Origin of the sequence: Rahnella woolbedingensis (genome assembly GCF_003602095.1) — a bacterium.
Classification (GTDB): Bacteria; Pseudomonadota; Gammaproteobacteria; order Enterobacterales; family Enterobacteriaceae; genus Rahnella; species Rahnella woolbedingensis.
This window is the reverse complement of sequence record NZ_RAHH01000020.1, coordinates 45,212-60,793: the sequence shown is the minus strand read 5'-3', so window position 1 is coordinate 60,793 and position 15,582 is coordinate 45,212. Positions and strand designations below refer to the sequence as shown.

13 protein-coding genes are annotated in these 15,582 nt (G+C 55.6%); 3 read left to right on the top strand and 10 right to left on the bottom strand.

All coding sequences use genetic code 11. From position 1 onward, the window contains the following. Window positions 1-9: 9 nt before the first annotated feature. Window positions 10-1,914, top strand: a complete 1,905-nt coding sequence (locus tag D6C13_RS16855) for a cation-translocating P-type ATPase (RefSeq protein ID WP_120133860.1) — start codon at window positions 10-12, stop codon at window positions 1,912-1,914. A gap of 68 nt (window positions 1,915-1,982) precedes the next feature. On the opposite strand, the gene fbpC is transcribed toward D6C13_RS16855, so the two are convergent. The 7 genes from fbpC to pth form a co-directional block, all read right to left on the bottom strand. Further along, on the bottom strand, window positions 1,983-3,059 hold the full coding sequence (gene fbpC, locus D6C13_RS16850; protein ID WP_120133899.1) for a ferric ABC transporter ATP-binding protein: 1,077 nt from the start codon (window positions 3,057-3,059) through the stop codon (window positions 1,983-1,985). 23 nt (window positions 3,060-3,082) lie between these two features. Continuing rightward, a complete protein-coding gene (locus tag D6C13_RS16845; protein ID WP_120133859.1) occupies window positions 3,083-5,161 on the bottom strand; it encodes an ABC transporter permease in 2,079 nt (692 codons plus the stop codon). A gap of 175 nt (window positions 5,162-5,336) precedes the next feature. Then, window positions 5,337-6,377, bottom strand: coding sequence for an ABC transporter substrate-binding protein (locus tag D6C13_RS16840; RefSeq protein WP_120133858.1), 1,041 nt, complete (start codon window positions 6,375-6,377; stop codon window positions 5,337-5,339). 44 nt (window positions 6,378-6,421) lie between these two features. After that, complete coding sequence (gene uhpC, locus D6C13_RS16835; RefSeq protein WP_120133857.1) at window positions 6,422-7,738, bottom strand: MFS transporter family glucose-6-phosphate receptor UhpC; 1,317 nt, start codon at window positions 7,736-7,738, stop codon at window positions 6,422-6,424. 89 nt (window positions 7,739-7,827) lie between these two features. Beyond that, the gene (locus D6C13_RS16830; RefSeq protein ID WP_120133856.1) at window positions 7,828-9,357 is read right to left on the bottom strand and encodes an MASE1 domain-containing sensor histidine kinase; all 1,530 of its coding nucleotides are present in this window, start codon (window positions 9,355-9,357) and stop codon (window positions 7,828-7,830) included. Beyond that, complete coding sequence (locus D6C13_RS16825) at window positions 9,357-9,980, bottom strand: response regulator transcription factor (protein WP_120133898.1); 624 nt, start codon at window positions 9,978-9,980, stop codon at window positions 9,357-9,359. The genes D6C13_RS16830 and D6C13_RS16825 overlap by 1 nt, the downstream gene beginning before the upstream one ends. Before the next feature lie 158 nt (window positions 9,981-10,138). After that, window positions 10,139-10,729 (bottom strand): aminoacyl-tRNA hydrolase, encoded by a 591-nt coding sequence (gene pth, locus D6C13_RS16820; protein ID WP_167458042.1) that lies wholly within the window; start codon window positions 10,727-10,729, stop codon window positions 10,139-10,141. Window positions 10,730-11,022: 293 nt separating this feature from the next. On the opposite strand from pth, the gene ychH reads away from it, so the two are divergent. Further along, the gene (ychH, locus tag D6C13_RS16815) at window positions 11,023-11,301 is read left to right on the top strand and encodes a stress-induced protein YchH (protein ID WP_120133855.1); all 279 of its coding nucleotides are present in this window, start codon (window positions 11,023-11,025) and stop codon (window positions 11,299-11,301) included. Between the two features lie 151 nt (window positions 11,302-11,452). Here the strand turns inward: ychH and prs are convergent, their stop codons facing one another. The 3 genes from prs to lolB form a co-directional block, all read right to left on the bottom strand. After that, the gene (gene prs / locus D6C13_RS16810; protein WP_013575591.1) at window positions 11,453-12,400 is read right to left on the bottom strand and encodes a ribose-phosphate diphosphokinase; all 948 of its coding nucleotides are present in this window, start codon (window positions 12,398-12,400) and stop codon (window positions 11,453-11,455) included. Between the two features lie 162 nt (window positions 12,401-12,562). Further along, window positions 12,563-13,426, bottom strand: a complete 864-nt coding sequence (gene ispE / locus D6C13_RS16805) for a 4-(cytidine 5'-diphospho)-2-C-methyl-D-erythritol kinase (RefSeq protein WP_120133854.1) — start codon at window positions 13,424-13,426, stop codon at window positions 12,563-12,565. Window position 13,427: 1 nt separating this feature from the next. Next, the gene (gene lolB / locus D6C13_RS16800) at window positions 13,428-14,051 is read right to left on the bottom strand and encodes a lipoprotein insertase outer membrane protein LolB (RefSeq protein ID WP_120133853.1); all 624 of its coding nucleotides are present in this window, start codon (window positions 14,049-14,051) and stop codon (window positions 13,428-13,430) included. Window positions 14,052-14,313: 262 nt separating this feature from the next. On the opposite strand from lolB, the gene hemA reads away from it, so the two are divergent. Further along, window positions 14,314-15,576, top strand: coding sequence for a glutamyl-tRNA reductase (hemA, locus tag D6C13_RS16795; protein WP_120133852.1), 1,263 nt, complete (start codon window positions 14,314-14,316; stop codon window positions 15,574-15,576). Window positions 15,577-15,582 lie beyond the last annotated feature (6 nt).

Genomic DNA, 15,582 nt, shown 5'->3' with positions numbered 1-15,582 from the left:
TATTTGCCCGTGACTTCTATTTCCTCGGAAGAACCGTCTGCGAAAAGCGTGCTGCTGACGCGCCACGAGCAGCGCAATATGGCGGTACAGCTGATTCTGGCGATGGCCGCCTTCGGATTACTGCTCTGCGGTTGGATCTGGCAGTGGCTGTTTCCACAGCAAAGCGACGTCGGACAGATCCTGTTTGGTGTGGCATCTTTGCTGGTGGCTGTTCCGGTATTACGTTCGGCGATACACAGCTTACGCAGCCCGAGTCTGCACGGCGTTACCGATCAGCTGATTGCGCTGGCGATGCTCGGCGCGTGGGCCACCGGCGACCTGATGACCGCCGCCTTGCTGCCGGGCATTATGATTTTTGGTCATATTCTGGAAGAGCGCAGTGTCATTGGTTCGCAGGAAGCTATCGATGCGCTCAGCCGTCTGACCCGCAGCCGTGCGCGGCGGATTATGCCGGACGGCGAAATTGAAGAAATCGATAACCACCAGTTGCAAACCGGCGACCGGGTGGAAGTGCGCGCAGGCGACCGGCTGCCCGCCGATGGCCGGGTTATTTCCGGCAGTGCCAGTCTGGATACGGCGCCGATCACCGGTGAATCCGTGCCGCAGGAAGCCCGCGCCGGTGACGATGTTTTCGGCGGGGCCATTAATCTGGACGGATTACTGTCTGTTGAAGTCACCCGTACCGGCGCCGATGCCACGCTGGGTAAAGTGATTGCGCTGATGCAAAAAGCCGAACATGCCAAACCGCCGATCACCCGTTTGCTCGAGCGCTATGCCGGGCAATATCTGGTACTGATTCTGCTGATTGCGGCGGCGACCTGGTTTATCACACGCGATGCCCACGCCATGCTGGCGGTGCTGGTGGCGGCCTGTCCGTGCGCGCTGGTGCTTTCCGCGCCCGCGACGGCAATCGCCGGTATCGCGGTGGCAGCACGCCACGGGATCCTGATCCGCAGCTCGGCTTTTCTGGAAGAACTGGCGGATCTTAATGCCATTGTGGTCGATAAAACCGGCACGCTGACCCACGGTGAATTGCAGCTGCAACGTACGGTGCTGGCAGAAGAGGGATCCTCAGATGCAGTGCTGATTCTGGCAGCCAGTCTGGGTGCTGCCAGCAGCCATCCGGTCAGCCGCGCACTGGCACGGTTAATGGCGCGTGAGCAATATTTACCGCTGGAAAATATCTCAGAACAGCAGGGGATGGGCGTGCGGGCGCAAACCGCGCAGGGCGAGGCATTGCTGGGACGTCCGGCGTTTTTCAGCCAGAAGCATATCGCAGTCACTGATATCCCGGAACATGACGGGCCGCTGGTCGGGCTTTCGCTCAACGGCCGTTTTCTTGGCTGGCTGCTGCTGGCGGATTCGTTAAGGCCAGAGGCGCAGACAGCGCTGGCCGAACTGCGTCAGCTGGGGCTGCAACGGCAGTTGCTGCTGACCGGCGACCGTGCCAGTGTGGCACACCGTATCGCCGGTGAACTGGGCATCAGTGATGTGGTCGCCCAGGCTTTACCGGAAGATAAGCTGCATCAGGTTTCTGCTGAAATTGCGCAGGGCTATCGTCCGATGGTGGTCGGTGACGGCATTAATGATTCGCTGGCGCTGAAAGCCGGTGTGGTGGGGATTGCGATGGGGGCGGGCGGCAGTGATATCGCGCTGGCTTCTGCGGATGTGGTGCTGATCGGCAGCGATTTGCGCCGTCTGGGCACCTGTGTCCGCCTGAGCCGTGCGTGCCGCCGGACGCTTAAAATCAACGTGTTCATCGGGCTGGGCTGGACGCTGGTGGTGATGGCTGCCGCCGCGATGGGATTACTTGGCGTGGCGGGCGTACTGATCGCCGCACTGCTGCATAATCTCAGCACGTTGCTGGTGCTGGGCAATGCCGGGCGTTTATTGCGTTTCGACGAGCCGCTCTGACCCGAAAACTGACTGAAAGAAAAAGGTGCCGTGTCAAAACGGCACCTTTTTTTATGTTTATCGCTGTCTCACACCAGCACGAACATGCCGTAAGGGTGAATTTGCAGGAAGAAATTGTCGCCTGCGGTCGGTTGCAACTGCGTGGCGTTGACCTGCAACAGCAGCGGCTGGCCGTGCCATTCCACTGTTACTTCATACTGCGGCCCCATATAGGCCACGTGGGTGATCACGCAGCGCTGGCTGTCGTCGCCCTGCAAGCCGAGGGTGATCGCTTCGGGCCGCACGCCCACCGTACATTGCTGCATACCCGGCGCAAACGCGGCGGGTTTCGGGATGTGATAGCCGAAAATCTCCACGGTATCGCGGTGTAAATCTGCCGGGAACACGTTGGCGTCGCCCATAAAACTCGCCATAAAGCGTGACGCGGGCTGGCGGTAAAGTTCCTGCGGCGCGCCAATCTGCATGATCTTTCCTTTATTCATCACCAGTACCGTGTCGGATACCGCAAAGGCTTCGCTCTGATCGTGCGTCACGTACAGCGAGGTTATGTTGAACTGCTGTTGCAGCTCGCGGATTTTTTCCCGCATGCTGCGTCGCAGGTTGGCGTCGAGGTTACTCAGCGGTTCGTCGAACAGCAGAACTTTCGGTTTGAGGATCAGCGCACGGGCCAGCGCGACACGCTGCTGCTGGCCGCCGGAAATCTGATCGACGTAGCGATCTTCAAATCCGTCGAGATCAACCAAAGACAACGCCTCGCGCACGCGGTCGCGGATTTCTGCTTTTGGCCGGCCGAGCATTTTCAGTCCGTAACCGATGTTTTCCCCCAGCGACATATGCGGAAACAGTGCGTAGGACTGAAACACCATGCAGATATCACGCTGCTGAATTGAACGGTCAGTGACGTCTTCGCCGTCGATAAAAATCCGGCCTTCAGTAGGTTTCTCCAGCCCGGCGACCATGCGCAATACGGTGGTTTTGCCGCAGCCGGAAGGGCCGAGCAGGGTCACCATTTTCCCTTTCGGGATCGCCAGATTGAGGCCTTCCAGTACGGTATTGCTGCCAAATCGTTTGGCGACACTTTTCAGTTCAACAAAACTCTTGGTGGTTTGTGCCGGTGCTGCCGCAACCGGGTGTTCTGTGGTCATTGTCATGTGAAAGCGCTCCAGAATTATTGGCCGGTTTTGGCTTTTGAGCGGGAAATTCGCGCTTCGCCAACCAGATAGTCAAAGATGAAAATGATCGCCAGCATCACGACGATAAGGATTGAGCCGTAAGCAATCGCCACGCCGTATTCACCGTCTTCCACGCGATTCAGAATGTAGGCGGTGGCGACGCGGGTGTCCGGCGTGACCAGGAAAACGATAGCGCTGACGGTGGTAATCGCGCGCACGAAGCTGTAAATCAGCGCCGACAGAATGGCCGGTCGCAGCAGCGGCAGCAGGATGTACATCACCGTGCGCATCGAACCTGCGCGCAGGCTGAGCGAGGCTTCATCCAGCGATTTATCCAGCTGACCGAGCCCGGCAATCCCGGCGCGGATGCCTACCGGCACATTACGCATCACCATGGAGATAATTACGATGGCAGCCGTACCCGTCAGATAAACCGGTGCGCTGTTAAAAGCCAGAATGTAGGAAATCCCCGCCACCGTGCCCGGTACGGCAAAGCACAACATGGTACTGAACTCGATGGTTTTTTTGCCACGGAACTGCTGACGCACCACGATATAAGCGATGAGCAAACCAAACAGTGCAGTGATAGGCGCGGCAATTCCGGCGTAGAGCAGAGTGTCGAGCAGCGAAGGCCATGCGCCGTCGGAAAAGCCCTGTCCGAACAGTTTGGTGAAGTTGTCGAAGGTCAGCGTGTAATCCACGCCCCAGTTGACGGTAAAACTGCCGTAGAAAATGCTGCCGTAAAGCAGGGCGTTGAAGGCTATCCATATCGCCAGCAGGGCAGTGACGCCCCAGACCAGCGTCACCGGTAGCGGCTGAACGTCGCCGCGTGAGGTTTTGCCTGAAATCGTGACGTACGAGCGTTTGCCGATCCACATGTATTGCACGCAGAATACCAGCAGGGAGAACACCAGCAGGATCACGCCCAGCGTACTGGCGGCCTGATAATCGAGCTGGGCGCCGGTGATATAGAAATAGATTTGCGTAGCGAGCACGTCGAAATTACCGCCGAGTACCAGCGGGTTACTGAAATCCGCGAGTGACTGGACGATGACAATCAGAAAGGCGTTTGCCAGCGCCGGTTTCAGCAGTGGCAAAAACACGCGGTGAAAGGTCTGCCAGCGGCTGGCGCGCAGTGTATAAGACGCTTCTTCCAGTGACGGATGAATGGTTTTAATGGCACCGTCGAGGATCATAAATGCCATCGGCGTGAACGCCAGAACCTGTGCCAGCCAGATGCCGGTGAAACCGTAAAGCCAGTTGGTGTTAGTCAGCCCGAACCCGTCGACCATCAGTTCAGTGACATAGCCCGAGCGGCCCATCATCAGCGTAACACCCAGCCCGACGATAAACGGCGGAGTGACGATCGGTAAAATCGAGAAAATACGTCCGATAATCGCCGAGCGTTTGGCGATGCGCGTGGTGTAAATCGCCAGCACCAGCCCGAAGAAGGTACTGCCGATCCCGACGGCGACGCAGAGCAGGAACGAGTTCCAGATCACCCGCAAAATATGCGACTGACCGAGAACCGCCATAAAAGCCAGCGGCGCGAAATCTCCGGCCTCATTGGTGAACATCGGGATGAAAATCGCAATGCTCGGATAAATGATAAACACGCCGATCAGCGCGATGATGCAAATCAGCGAACCGAGCACGAAACGATCGCCGCCCAACCACTCAAGCCGTGACAGCGCCAGAGAGCAGATCGCACCGAGGGCGATAAACATCAGAATGCTGCCATAGCCCAGCCCGCGGCCCATCAGGGTCGCACTCACGATCATGAACAGCGCACAAAACACCGACCAGGCGGCGTCGAACTGATGACGACGGCGGGCTTCGAGACGCTGTGCGTAGCGCGCACGAAACAGTAACGCCATCGGCATGATCAGCCACAGCAGGCTGAGATTCAGCCCCGACCAGCCGTACGCCGCGAGAATTTCATCCTGCGTAGACTCCAGCAGACCGTAATCCAGGCTCCACGACGGCAGCAGCACAAAGGCAGCCAGAATAAGCCCCAGCCAGCCGAAAACCGGGTCACGGCGTCGGGTGTCGGGCAGGGTTAATGAATGAGACATACAGTCTCCTTATTAAGAGAAAAAAGGTGTTGGCAAAATAATGCTGAGTGAGAAAGCCCGGCAACTCCCTCCCAACCTCCCCCTTCGCAGGGGGAGGAGCAAAGGTCATACCCAATGCGTCTGTCCCTGTGAAGGGGAGGAGCAGAGCTAAGTCACTCAATAAGTACGTGGGCTTTTATTGAGATTCTTTGCCCATCTTCACTTCGTTGACCCACTTGGTGATGAGCTCTTTACGCATATCGGATGCGCCGTATTTGTCCATGTCGTAATTGATGAGCTTCAGGTCGCTCATTTTCAGCGAGTTCGGGGAGGTTTCTGCGGTGGTGTTGGTCAGGATTTGATAGGACTGGCCTTTTTTCCATGCCAGTTCCTGCGCTTCTTTTGACAATGCCCAGTCAACGAACAGTTTGGCGTTATCCAGGTTGCGTGCGCCTTTCAGTATGCTGACGCCGCCGATTTCATAGCCGGAGCCTTCGCACGGGGAGATCAGTTTCAGCGGTGCGCCGCTCTCTTTTTCCTGAGTGTAATCATGCAGGAAGCCGATACCAATGGCGGTTTCACCGCGTGCGGCGTTACGCGCCGGCGCGATACCGGATTTGGTGTACTGGGAAATATTGCTGTTGAGCTTTTTCAGGTAATCGAAAGCCTGATCTTCGCCCCACAGTTGCGCGAAGGTCGCCAGTGCGGTGTACGCGGTGCCGGAACTTTGCGGATCGGCAATCTGGATTTCGCCTTTATAAATCGGGTTGGTCAGGTCTTTCCAGCATTTCGGTTCTGGCAGGTTTTTCTCTTTCAGGCGGTGGGTATTCACGCCGATGCCCAGAATACCGATGTACACGGCGGAGGAGTAGTTACCTTTGCGCTTCGCGGGATCCTGAAAGTTCGGCATGATTTGCGCGAGGTTAGGGGAAATGTATGCCTGCAACAGGTCCATTTCACCGGCCTGCGACTGTGGATCTAAGGTGCCGCCGTACCACACGTCCGCCTGCGGGTTCTTTTTCTCGGCTTCGACTTTCGCCAGCGTGCTGCCGGAACCGTTGCGGATGAAGGACGTTTTGACGTCGTATTTTTCCCCGAAGGCTTTGGTTTCTTCTTCACACATCGCGTTGGTGGCGCTGCAATAAACCACCAGACGGCCTTTGGCCTGAGCGGCACCGGTGAAAGCCGTCATGGCGACGGCTGCGGCGAGGAGGGAGTAAGTCAGAGTCGTTTTCATGGTGTTTACCTTTTTCTTGTTATGTTGCAGGACAGAGAACCTTGTCAGTTGTCCGGCGGAGCGGACTGTAAATCGCGTTTGCTGATCCCGGCCATCATCATGGGCATCAGCAGCAGCCCGACGAACGCCGAAGCCATCGTCAGCACTGCAAAAAATCCCGACCAGCCGTAGTGTTGCATCACCATCGCCAGCGGCCATCCGGCCAGCGCCGCGCCGAGGTAGGCAAACAGACCGAGAAAACCGGTCACCGTGCCCGCCGCGTCTTTGTGTGAATATTCTGTTGCCGCCAGACCAATCAGCATTTGCGGCCCGAATACAAAAAATCCGATGCTGAAGAAACTCAGCGCCAGCAGCCCGAAATGGTGTACCGGTGCCAGCCACAGGGCGGTGACGGTGAGAAACAGCCCCAGAGAAAACAGTAAAATCATCGGCGCGCGCTGCCCGCGAAACAGCAGGTCAGAACCCCAGCCGGCAAATAACGCACCGAGCAGACCGCCGAGTTCGAAAAGTGACAGTGTCGCGTTTGCACTCAACAAATTGACACCGTGATTCTCCGCCAGCCAGATGTTGCCCCAGTCGTTGAGCGCAATGCGGATGAGATACACCAGCACATACGAGACGCCCAGCAGCCAGATTGTCCGGTTCTGCAAAATCGTCCGGCGCAGGATCTGCGTCATGCTCATCGGCGGGCTTTGCTGCTCCTGCCGCAATTCCAGCGGGTCACGCCGCCAGTTACCCACCGTCGGTAATCCTTCCTGCTGCGGTGTGCCGCACAGCTGGCGGCAAAGCCACAATCCGAGAATGACCCCGACCGCGCCTGGTACCAGCAGCGCCGCCTGCCAGCCCCAGGTGGCGGTCAGTAGTCCCGAGAGCAGCGGAACCGCCGCGCCACCGATGTTGATCGACGTATTCCAGCAACCCCACCAGAAACCGCGTTCGTTGCGCGAATACCAGTGCGTCAGCAATCTGGCGCACGGCGGCCATCCCCAGCCCTGAAAGAATCCGTTGAGCGTCCACACAATCAGCAGCGCGGTCAGCGAATGGCAGAAGGCGAACAGAATATTCAGTACGCCCGTCATCAGTAATCCGACGCCCATAAACCAGCGGGCTCCGGTGCGGTCGCTGTAAATGCCCGAGATAAATTTTGAGCCGCCGTAGGCCAGATAAAACAGCGTGCCGAGCAGGCCGATATCGCCTTTGGTCAGGCCCAGTTCCAGCTGCATCACCGGCATCGCAAAGTTAACGCTGCGGCGGGTGAGGTAGAACGCGGCGTAGCCAATGACCATCGACAGCAATAAATGCACGCGCCAGTAGCGGTAATTTTTATCCACGTCGGTGGCGGATAGCGGCGTTGCTGTCATGGTGTTCTCCGGCGTAATAAGGCGAGTGTATGCGTGTGTTTTGTCGGGGGGATGAGACAAGGTTTTAGACGACTAGGAATTAGTCCTAGTCAGGGCGATGTTCTTTGCAAATCTGTGGGCAACTTAACAATTATGCGGGTGCCATCCTGCTGATGAACCAGCCATTCGCCGCCCAGAGCCCGGACGCGTTCTTCAATACCGCGCAGCCCGAAGCCTTCTTTTACCGGCAGGGTAAAGCCAATGCCATTGTCGCTGACCGTCAGCACCAGCATGTTCTGTTGCACGGTAAGGCTGACGCGCACCTCGGTCGCACCGGCATGTTTATTGATGTTGTTGAGCAATTCCTGTACCAGCCGGTACAGCGTGAAAACCAGGGTGTCATCGGAGGGCGCCCCGGTCAGGGAGTAATCGAGCTGAAAGTCGATCCCCTGTTGCGCGAAGGCAAATTCATCCGCCAGATGGTGCAGGGCAACGTCAAGCGACATTTCATCGAGAACAGGAGGTCGCAGCTGGCGTAGTAACTGCCGCGTAGTGTGGTGAATGCGTTGTGAAAGTTCGCCAATCTGTCTGGCGGCGGCGTGGGTGGCCGCGCCGGGCGGGCTGCGGTCGACCAGCATCGCCTGGATTTGTATGGCGGTGATGTTTTGGCCGATTTCATCGTGGAGTTCGCGGGCGATTTCCTTGCGCACTGCTTCCTCGGTATGCACCAGCCGCTCCGTGAGCTGGCGACGGGTGCGCAATTCCTGCTCCAGCTGCAAACGGTAGCGGTTGAGATGTGATGCCAGCTGCTGCTGACGGCTGATGGCGATCCCCAGCCCGATGCCGAGCAGCGCCTGCGTGGAAAGAAACAGTTCCAGTTCAAGCAAATCGTGAAAAGCGCCGCTCATCTGCCGCGTGACCGTGATCATCAGGCTGCCCAGCACTGCGGCCAGCACGCCTCCCTGCCAGCCGAAGGCGTAGGCCATCACCACGTTGGGCAGAAAAACCAGAATGATCAGCAGCCGTTCCACTTCTGGCGCCAGCGTCATTTGCAGACAGACGGCGAGAGCGAAGAACAGCGAGCACCAGATCAGCAGCGATGTGCGCAGTGGTGGATCGGGGATCTCCTGCGCCAGCAGGTTTTGCAGATGCTGTTGCTTGAGGTATTCATAAATCAGATAGATAAACGGCGTCAGGAGAATGCCGCCGGTGAAGGAGGCCAGCAGCGTCTGGCTCAGCGGTGAAGTCAGCCACAGGCCGGGCACTGCCATCTGCAACAGGCTGTTACCGGCCACCGCGCCAAGCAACAGTAAAAGCCGCTGCCAGTAAAGGGTAAACTGCCGCCAGAAATGCTGCACGAGTGCTGCGGGGATCAGGCTCAGCAACGGTGAAAGCAGGATGATCCAGTGCGTTTGTAACTGTTCGCTGTGCAGCCAGACGGCAATGCCAAATTCTGATGCCAGCATCGCCGGCCAGTAACGGCGCGAAAGCAGCGTCATCAGCGCCAGACGCAGGCCCTGCGGCAGAAGTAACATCGCCTGCTGGCCGTTCTGCGTCAGATAGAAACTGATCGACCAGAGTGCCAGCCAGCACAGGCTGTAGAAAATGGCGAGAAACAGCGTCAGGCCAACTTTACGCATCAGGCGAGAAGATGGTGCTGAATGGCGAAATGGACCAGTTCGATGGTGGTGCTGCACTGGAGTTTGCCGAGGATATTGGCGCGGTGAACGTGCACGGTTTTGTGGCTCAGTTCGAGTTGTTCGGCAATCGCCTTCACACTCAGTCCGTTGACCAGCAATTCGAAAATTTCGTGTTCACGCGGGGTCAGGGCCTGTAAGGCTTTCGGCGTTTGCTGACGCTGACGCAGTGCCAGCAGGGCATCGGAACACAGATAACGCCCACCGGCATGCACGGTGCGTACTGCCTGCACCAGCTCTTCCGGGCCACAGCGTTTGGTGAGATAGCCGCCCGCCCCGGCATCCAGCGCACTTTGAACAAACGCGGTAGTGTCGTAAATGCTCAGAATGATGGCGCGAAAATCGGACCGTTGCTGACGTAAGCGCGACAGCAAACTTAACCCGCTTTCATCGGGCATGGCGATATCCATCACCGCCACGTCGATATTCATTTTCAGCAGCGACGACCACGCATTCGCCGCCGACGCATACTGGCCGACAATCTGGATATCCGGCTCAAGGCCGAGCAGTTGGGCAAAACCGGAACGCACCACCACGTGGTCGTCAATCAAAGCAACGTTAATCATCAGGCGTAACTGAATGTAAATGAGATTCGCATAATGCTCATGAATAGTTGCAGTTGGCAACACCGGGCGGAGGAAATGCAGGGCAGGTAACGGAATTTGAGTTAGGGAGGCGGGAGGAAAAGAAAAGGGCGCGGTAATTCGCGCCACTTCACGATTTTTTAGAGCTCAGCTTTGAAGGTATGCAGACGGCGCATGGTTTTTTCCAGGCCTTCCTTCATCAGTAATTCGGTACAGCGCAGGGACTCGTCAATCGCATCATCAATCAGTTTCTGTTCACTGGCTGGCGGCTTACCGAGGACAAATCCCACCACTTTACTTTTATCGCCCGGATGGCCGATACCGATACGCAGGCGGTAGAAGTTCGGGTTATTACCAAATTTGCTCTGAATGTCTTTCAGACCGTTATGACCGCCGTTACCGCCGCCCAGTTTAATTTTCGCCATGCCCGGCGGAATATCCAGTTCGTCGTGCGCGACCAGAATTTCATCCGGCTCAATGCGGTAAAACTGCGCCATCGCCAGAACGGCTTTGCCGCTGAGGTTCATAAAGGTGGTCGGGACCAGCAAACGGACATCATGACCGGCCAGTGACAGGCGGGCGGTGTATCCAAAAAACTTACTTTCTTCTTTCAGCTGCTGGTTGTGCTGGCGGGCGAGAAGATCAACATACCAGGCGCCTGCGTTATGACGGGTCTGGGCGTATTCTGCGCCGGGATTGGCCAGGCCAACGATCAATTTAATGCTGCTCACGATTTTCGCTTCTTTATCCGGTGAGGTTTAGCGGGCTAGTTTACCTGTCGCGTTTCACTGTGCCAAACATCACAAAAAATAATTCCTGCCAGTTACGCAGAATATTGAATAGTTCATCAGGCTGACTATTAACCTTTCGAATCTATATGACTGGAAAACGTAAAGATTTGTCATTCAATGTTCTCTGTCTGTGATCGCTACCTCAAAGTGAACCGGATGGGACGTCTATAGTTAAAGGCAAGAAAAGACAAGACAGCAATGATGCTAAGACTATCGACAACCGGAGGTGACTTATGAAACGTAAAACCGCAAGAATGATCGGCAATGGCCTGATGGGACTCGGTTTACTCACAATGGTCGGTGGTGTAGGTTATTCGATTCTGAATCAGATGCCTGAACTGGGTTTACCGCAATTCCTGGCGCATGGCGCAATTGGCAGCATTTTCGTCGGTGCCATTTTATGGGTAGCCGGCGCGAGAGTCGGTGGCCGTGAACGTGTCGCAGACCGCTACTGGTGGGTACGCCACTTTGATTCCCGCTGCACCAACAGTAAATCGCATCGCCATTCCTGACTCTGACCGGGCGTCATAGCGTTCATGCCTAAAAACGTTCGCCCATAAAAAAAACCGTTGTCGCTCGCGCGATAACGGTTTTTTGCATTTCTGTTTCTGGCAAAACGCATTCAGGCAAAACAAAACGCCCCTGAAAACAGGGGCGTGATGATTAATGCTCGAACATCGCAGAAATGGATTCTTCGTTGCTGATGCGGCGGATAGCCTCAGCCAGCATGCCTGACAGGGTCAGGGTACGCACTTTTTTCAGTGCGCGGATTTCTGCGGACAGCGGGATGGTGTCACATACAATCACTTCGTCGATGACGGAGTTCTTAATGTTTTCCACTGCATTGCCGGAGAAAATCGGGTGGGTGGCGTAAGCGAATACGCGTTTAGCACCGCGTTCTTTCAGTGCTTCGGCGGCTTTACACAGAGTACCACCGGTGTCGATCATATCATCGACCAGTACGCAGTCACGGCCAGCAACGTCACCGATAATGTGCATCACCTGAGAAACGTTTGCGCGTGGACGACGTTTATCAATGATAGCCATGTCGGTATCGTTCAGCAGTTTTGCCACAGCACGGGCACGGACAACACCACCGATATCCGGAGATACCACAATCGGGTTTTCCAGGTTCTGTTGCAGCATGTCTTCGAGCAGAATAGGGCTGCCGAACACGTTATCTACCGGAACATCGAAGAAGCCCTGAATCTGTTCTGCATGCAGGTCTACAGTCAGAACACGGTCAACGCCGACGCTGGACAGGAAGTCAGCAACAACTTTAGCGGTGATTGGCACACGGGCAGAACGCACCCGGCGATCCTGACGTGCATAGCCGAAGTAAGGAATAACGGCTGTGATACGACCAGCGGAGGCGCGGCGTAAGGCATCAACCATTACGACCAGTTCCATCAGGTTATCGTTAGTAGGCGCGCAGGTGGACTGGATAATGAAAATATCTCCGCCACGTACATTTTCGTTAATTTGCACGCTTACTTCACCGTCGCTGAAACGACTGACGGCGGCGTCACCAAGGCTGGTGTATAAACGGTTGGCAATACGTTGTGCTAGTTCCGGGGTGGCGTTACCAGCAAAAAGCTTCATATCAGGCACGAGAAGAACCTCAGGCTTGCGTCCAGGGAAGACATTGGCTTTTGGCACCACCGGGCGGTGAGCGGTACCAAAGCATTATGCTCACGATACTTCTAAATCTTACTACTTAAATCTGTTGAATAATTGGCTGGCAAAGAACAGACACAAAACCACTGTGACTCTCTACGCTTTGCCCGCAGTTCTCAACCAGACTTCGCGAAAACGGTGCAACGGCGAGATATTAACACCTTGCGCGACAAAACCCCGACTCCACGATGGCATTTTGTCCAAAACCTGACGGGCGGCAGACTCGGTGTCGAATTCTGCAAACACACAAGCCCCTGTCCCGGTCAGTCGCGACGGCGCGTATTCTAACAGCCAAGAAAGTAGCTGTTCAACCTCGTAAAAACGTTTTCTCGCAATCGGTTCGCAATCATTTGCGTAAGGCGTGTCCAAAAGCACATTAACAGGGCGTTTTGGTGTATTTCTGGTCAGTTGCGGATCGCCGAAAATCACAGGCGTCGGAATGCTGACGCCTGGATGTGCGATCAGATACCATTTTTCCGCCGGTTCGACGGGTTGCAAAATCTCGCCAATGCCTTCGGCAAAAGCGGCATGACCCATTACAAACACCGGCACATCCGCGCCGAGAGTCACACCAAGTTGCGCCAGTTCGGTATCGGCAAGTCCGCAATTCCAGACGGCATTCAGCGCTACCAGCACGGTCGCCGCGTTAGAAGAACCGCCACCCAGACCGCCACCCATCGGAATCCGTTTTTGCAGCGCAATGTCTGCGCCCTGAGACGTTCCGGCATGCTGCTGCAACAGACGCGCGGCGCGCACCACCAAATTGTCTTCGTCAGCCACACCCTCAACCGGTGTGGTCAGTACGATGGCGCCGTCGTCACGGGCGCTAAAACTCAGACTGTCACCGTAATCAACAAACTGAAACAGCGTCTGCAAATCATGGTAGCCATTCGGACGCTGGCCGGTGATATAGAGAAACAAATTGAGTTTAGCCGGAGAAGGCCACAATTGCTGCGTCATCTCAGTTTAACGTCCAGTTATCCATTTTCAGTTTGATACGCTGTTCGCCCTGAGTCATTTCCAGACGCTGCGGCAGGGAAGGTTTGGCATCATCGTCATAGCTCTGATAGACCACGGTGCCCGGTTTACCGTTCTGCGTGAATTTAACCTCAGACAGACGGTACTGACTGTCGAGCGTGAAATCGGTGCCGTCACCCGGCAGGCCCAGCATCCACAGACGCAGATTCGCCAGCGGAATCGACATACCGGTCAGCTTCTGGATCATGTCATCCGGATTATCACTGGTGTAATGCTTGCCTTCATTATTGGTCAGCTGCGCAATACCGCTTTGCACTTTCAGCTCCATTTCGGTGCTGCCCAGCGGGTTAGTCAGCAGTAAACGGTAGCTGTCCGGGGAATATTGTTGCCAGAAGAAGCGGGCATAGACTTTCTGTTTATCGGAAATATAAGCGAAAGAACCGCGGGTCTGATAATGCTCGAGCTGTTTAACCTGAGCTTCATGTTCACGCCATTGCGGGGACGTCGGGCTGGTCGCCGGGCCTTTCGGCGCATTAATCGAACAGGCGGCAAGGACTAAGCTTGCAAGAGGAAGAAGGCGAACAAAGTGTGCTTTACGCATTGGCATAACAGATAAAATCCTTTGTGCTTTGGCGAAATGGGATGCCAGGGCAAATGTGGCGTGCGTCAGTTTAGCACAGCCGAAGCGCGGGATGATCTCAACCCTGCAGAGATGATCGGCGATCAATCCGTTTTGGGACAATGCTGATTTGTAATTGGATTTAACCGATGGTGCTGTTCGCCTTTTATTGATCTCGCGCATCTTGTAGAATGCGCAGCAGACGTAAACCCATACTATTATAAAGTATAAGCCGATAACCGCTCCCGATATGACCCTGCTTGCATTAGGTATCAACCACAAAACAGCCCCGGTGTCTCTGCGTGAACGGGTAACATTTTCACCCGAGACGCTGAATCAGGCGCTTTCCAGTCTTCTCCAGCAACCGCTGGTGCAGAGCGGAGTCGTGTTGTCTACCTGTAACCGGACTGAGCTCTATCTCAGCGTCGAGCAGCAGGAAAATCTGCAGGAACAGCTGGTTAAGTGGTTATGTGATTATCATCATCTTAGCGAAGATGAAGTGCGCAAAAGCCTTTACTGGCACCACGATAATGAAGCCGTCAGCCATCTGATGCGCGTTGCCAGCGGGCTGGATTCGCTGGTTCTCGGCGAGCCGCAAATTCTCGGGCAGGTCAAGAAAGCCTTCGCAGAATCGCAAAACGGACAGGCGGTTTCCGGTGAACTGGAGCGTCTGTTCCAGAAATCCTTCTCGGTTGCCAAGCGTGTCCGTACTGAAACAGATATTGGTGCCAGCGCGGTTTCTGTGGCGTTTGCTGCCTGTACGCTGGCGCGTCAGATTTTTGAATCCCTTTCTGATGTGAACGTGTTGCTGGTCGGTGCGGGTGAAACCATCGAACTGGTGGCGCGCCATCTTCATCAGCATAACGTGCGTCACATGATGATTGCCAACCGTACGCGTGAACGTGCGCAGGCGCTGGCGACGGAAGTGAACGCAGAAGTCATCAGCCTGCAGGATATCGATTCCCGCCTGGCTGAAGCCGACATTATTATCAGTTCCACCGCCAGTCCGCTGCCTATCATCGGTAAAGGCATGGTGGAGCGCGCGTTAAAAGCCCGCCGTAATCAGCCAATGCTGATGGTGGATATTGCCGTTCCGCGTGATATCGAACCGGAAGTCGGCAAACTGGCCAATGCCTATCTGTATAGCGTCGATGACCTGCACAGCATCATTCAAAGCAATCTTGCACAACGCAAAGCGGCGGCCATTCAGGCTGAAACTATCGTTGAGCAGGAGAGTTCAAACTTCATGGCCTGGCTGCGTTCGCAGGGAGCCGTTGAAATTATTCGTGATTATCGCTCGCGTGCTGATATTATTCGCGCCGACGCACAAGCAAAAGCTCTTGCCGCCATTGCGCAGGGCGCTGACGTCGAAGCGGTGATCCATGAATTAGCCCACAAATTGACAAACCGCCTTATTCACGCGCCAACCCGTTCTCTGCAACAGGCAGCCAGCGACGGTGATGTGGAGCGTTTGCAAATTTTACGCGACAGCCTCGGGCTGGGTCAGCAATAGTTCTCC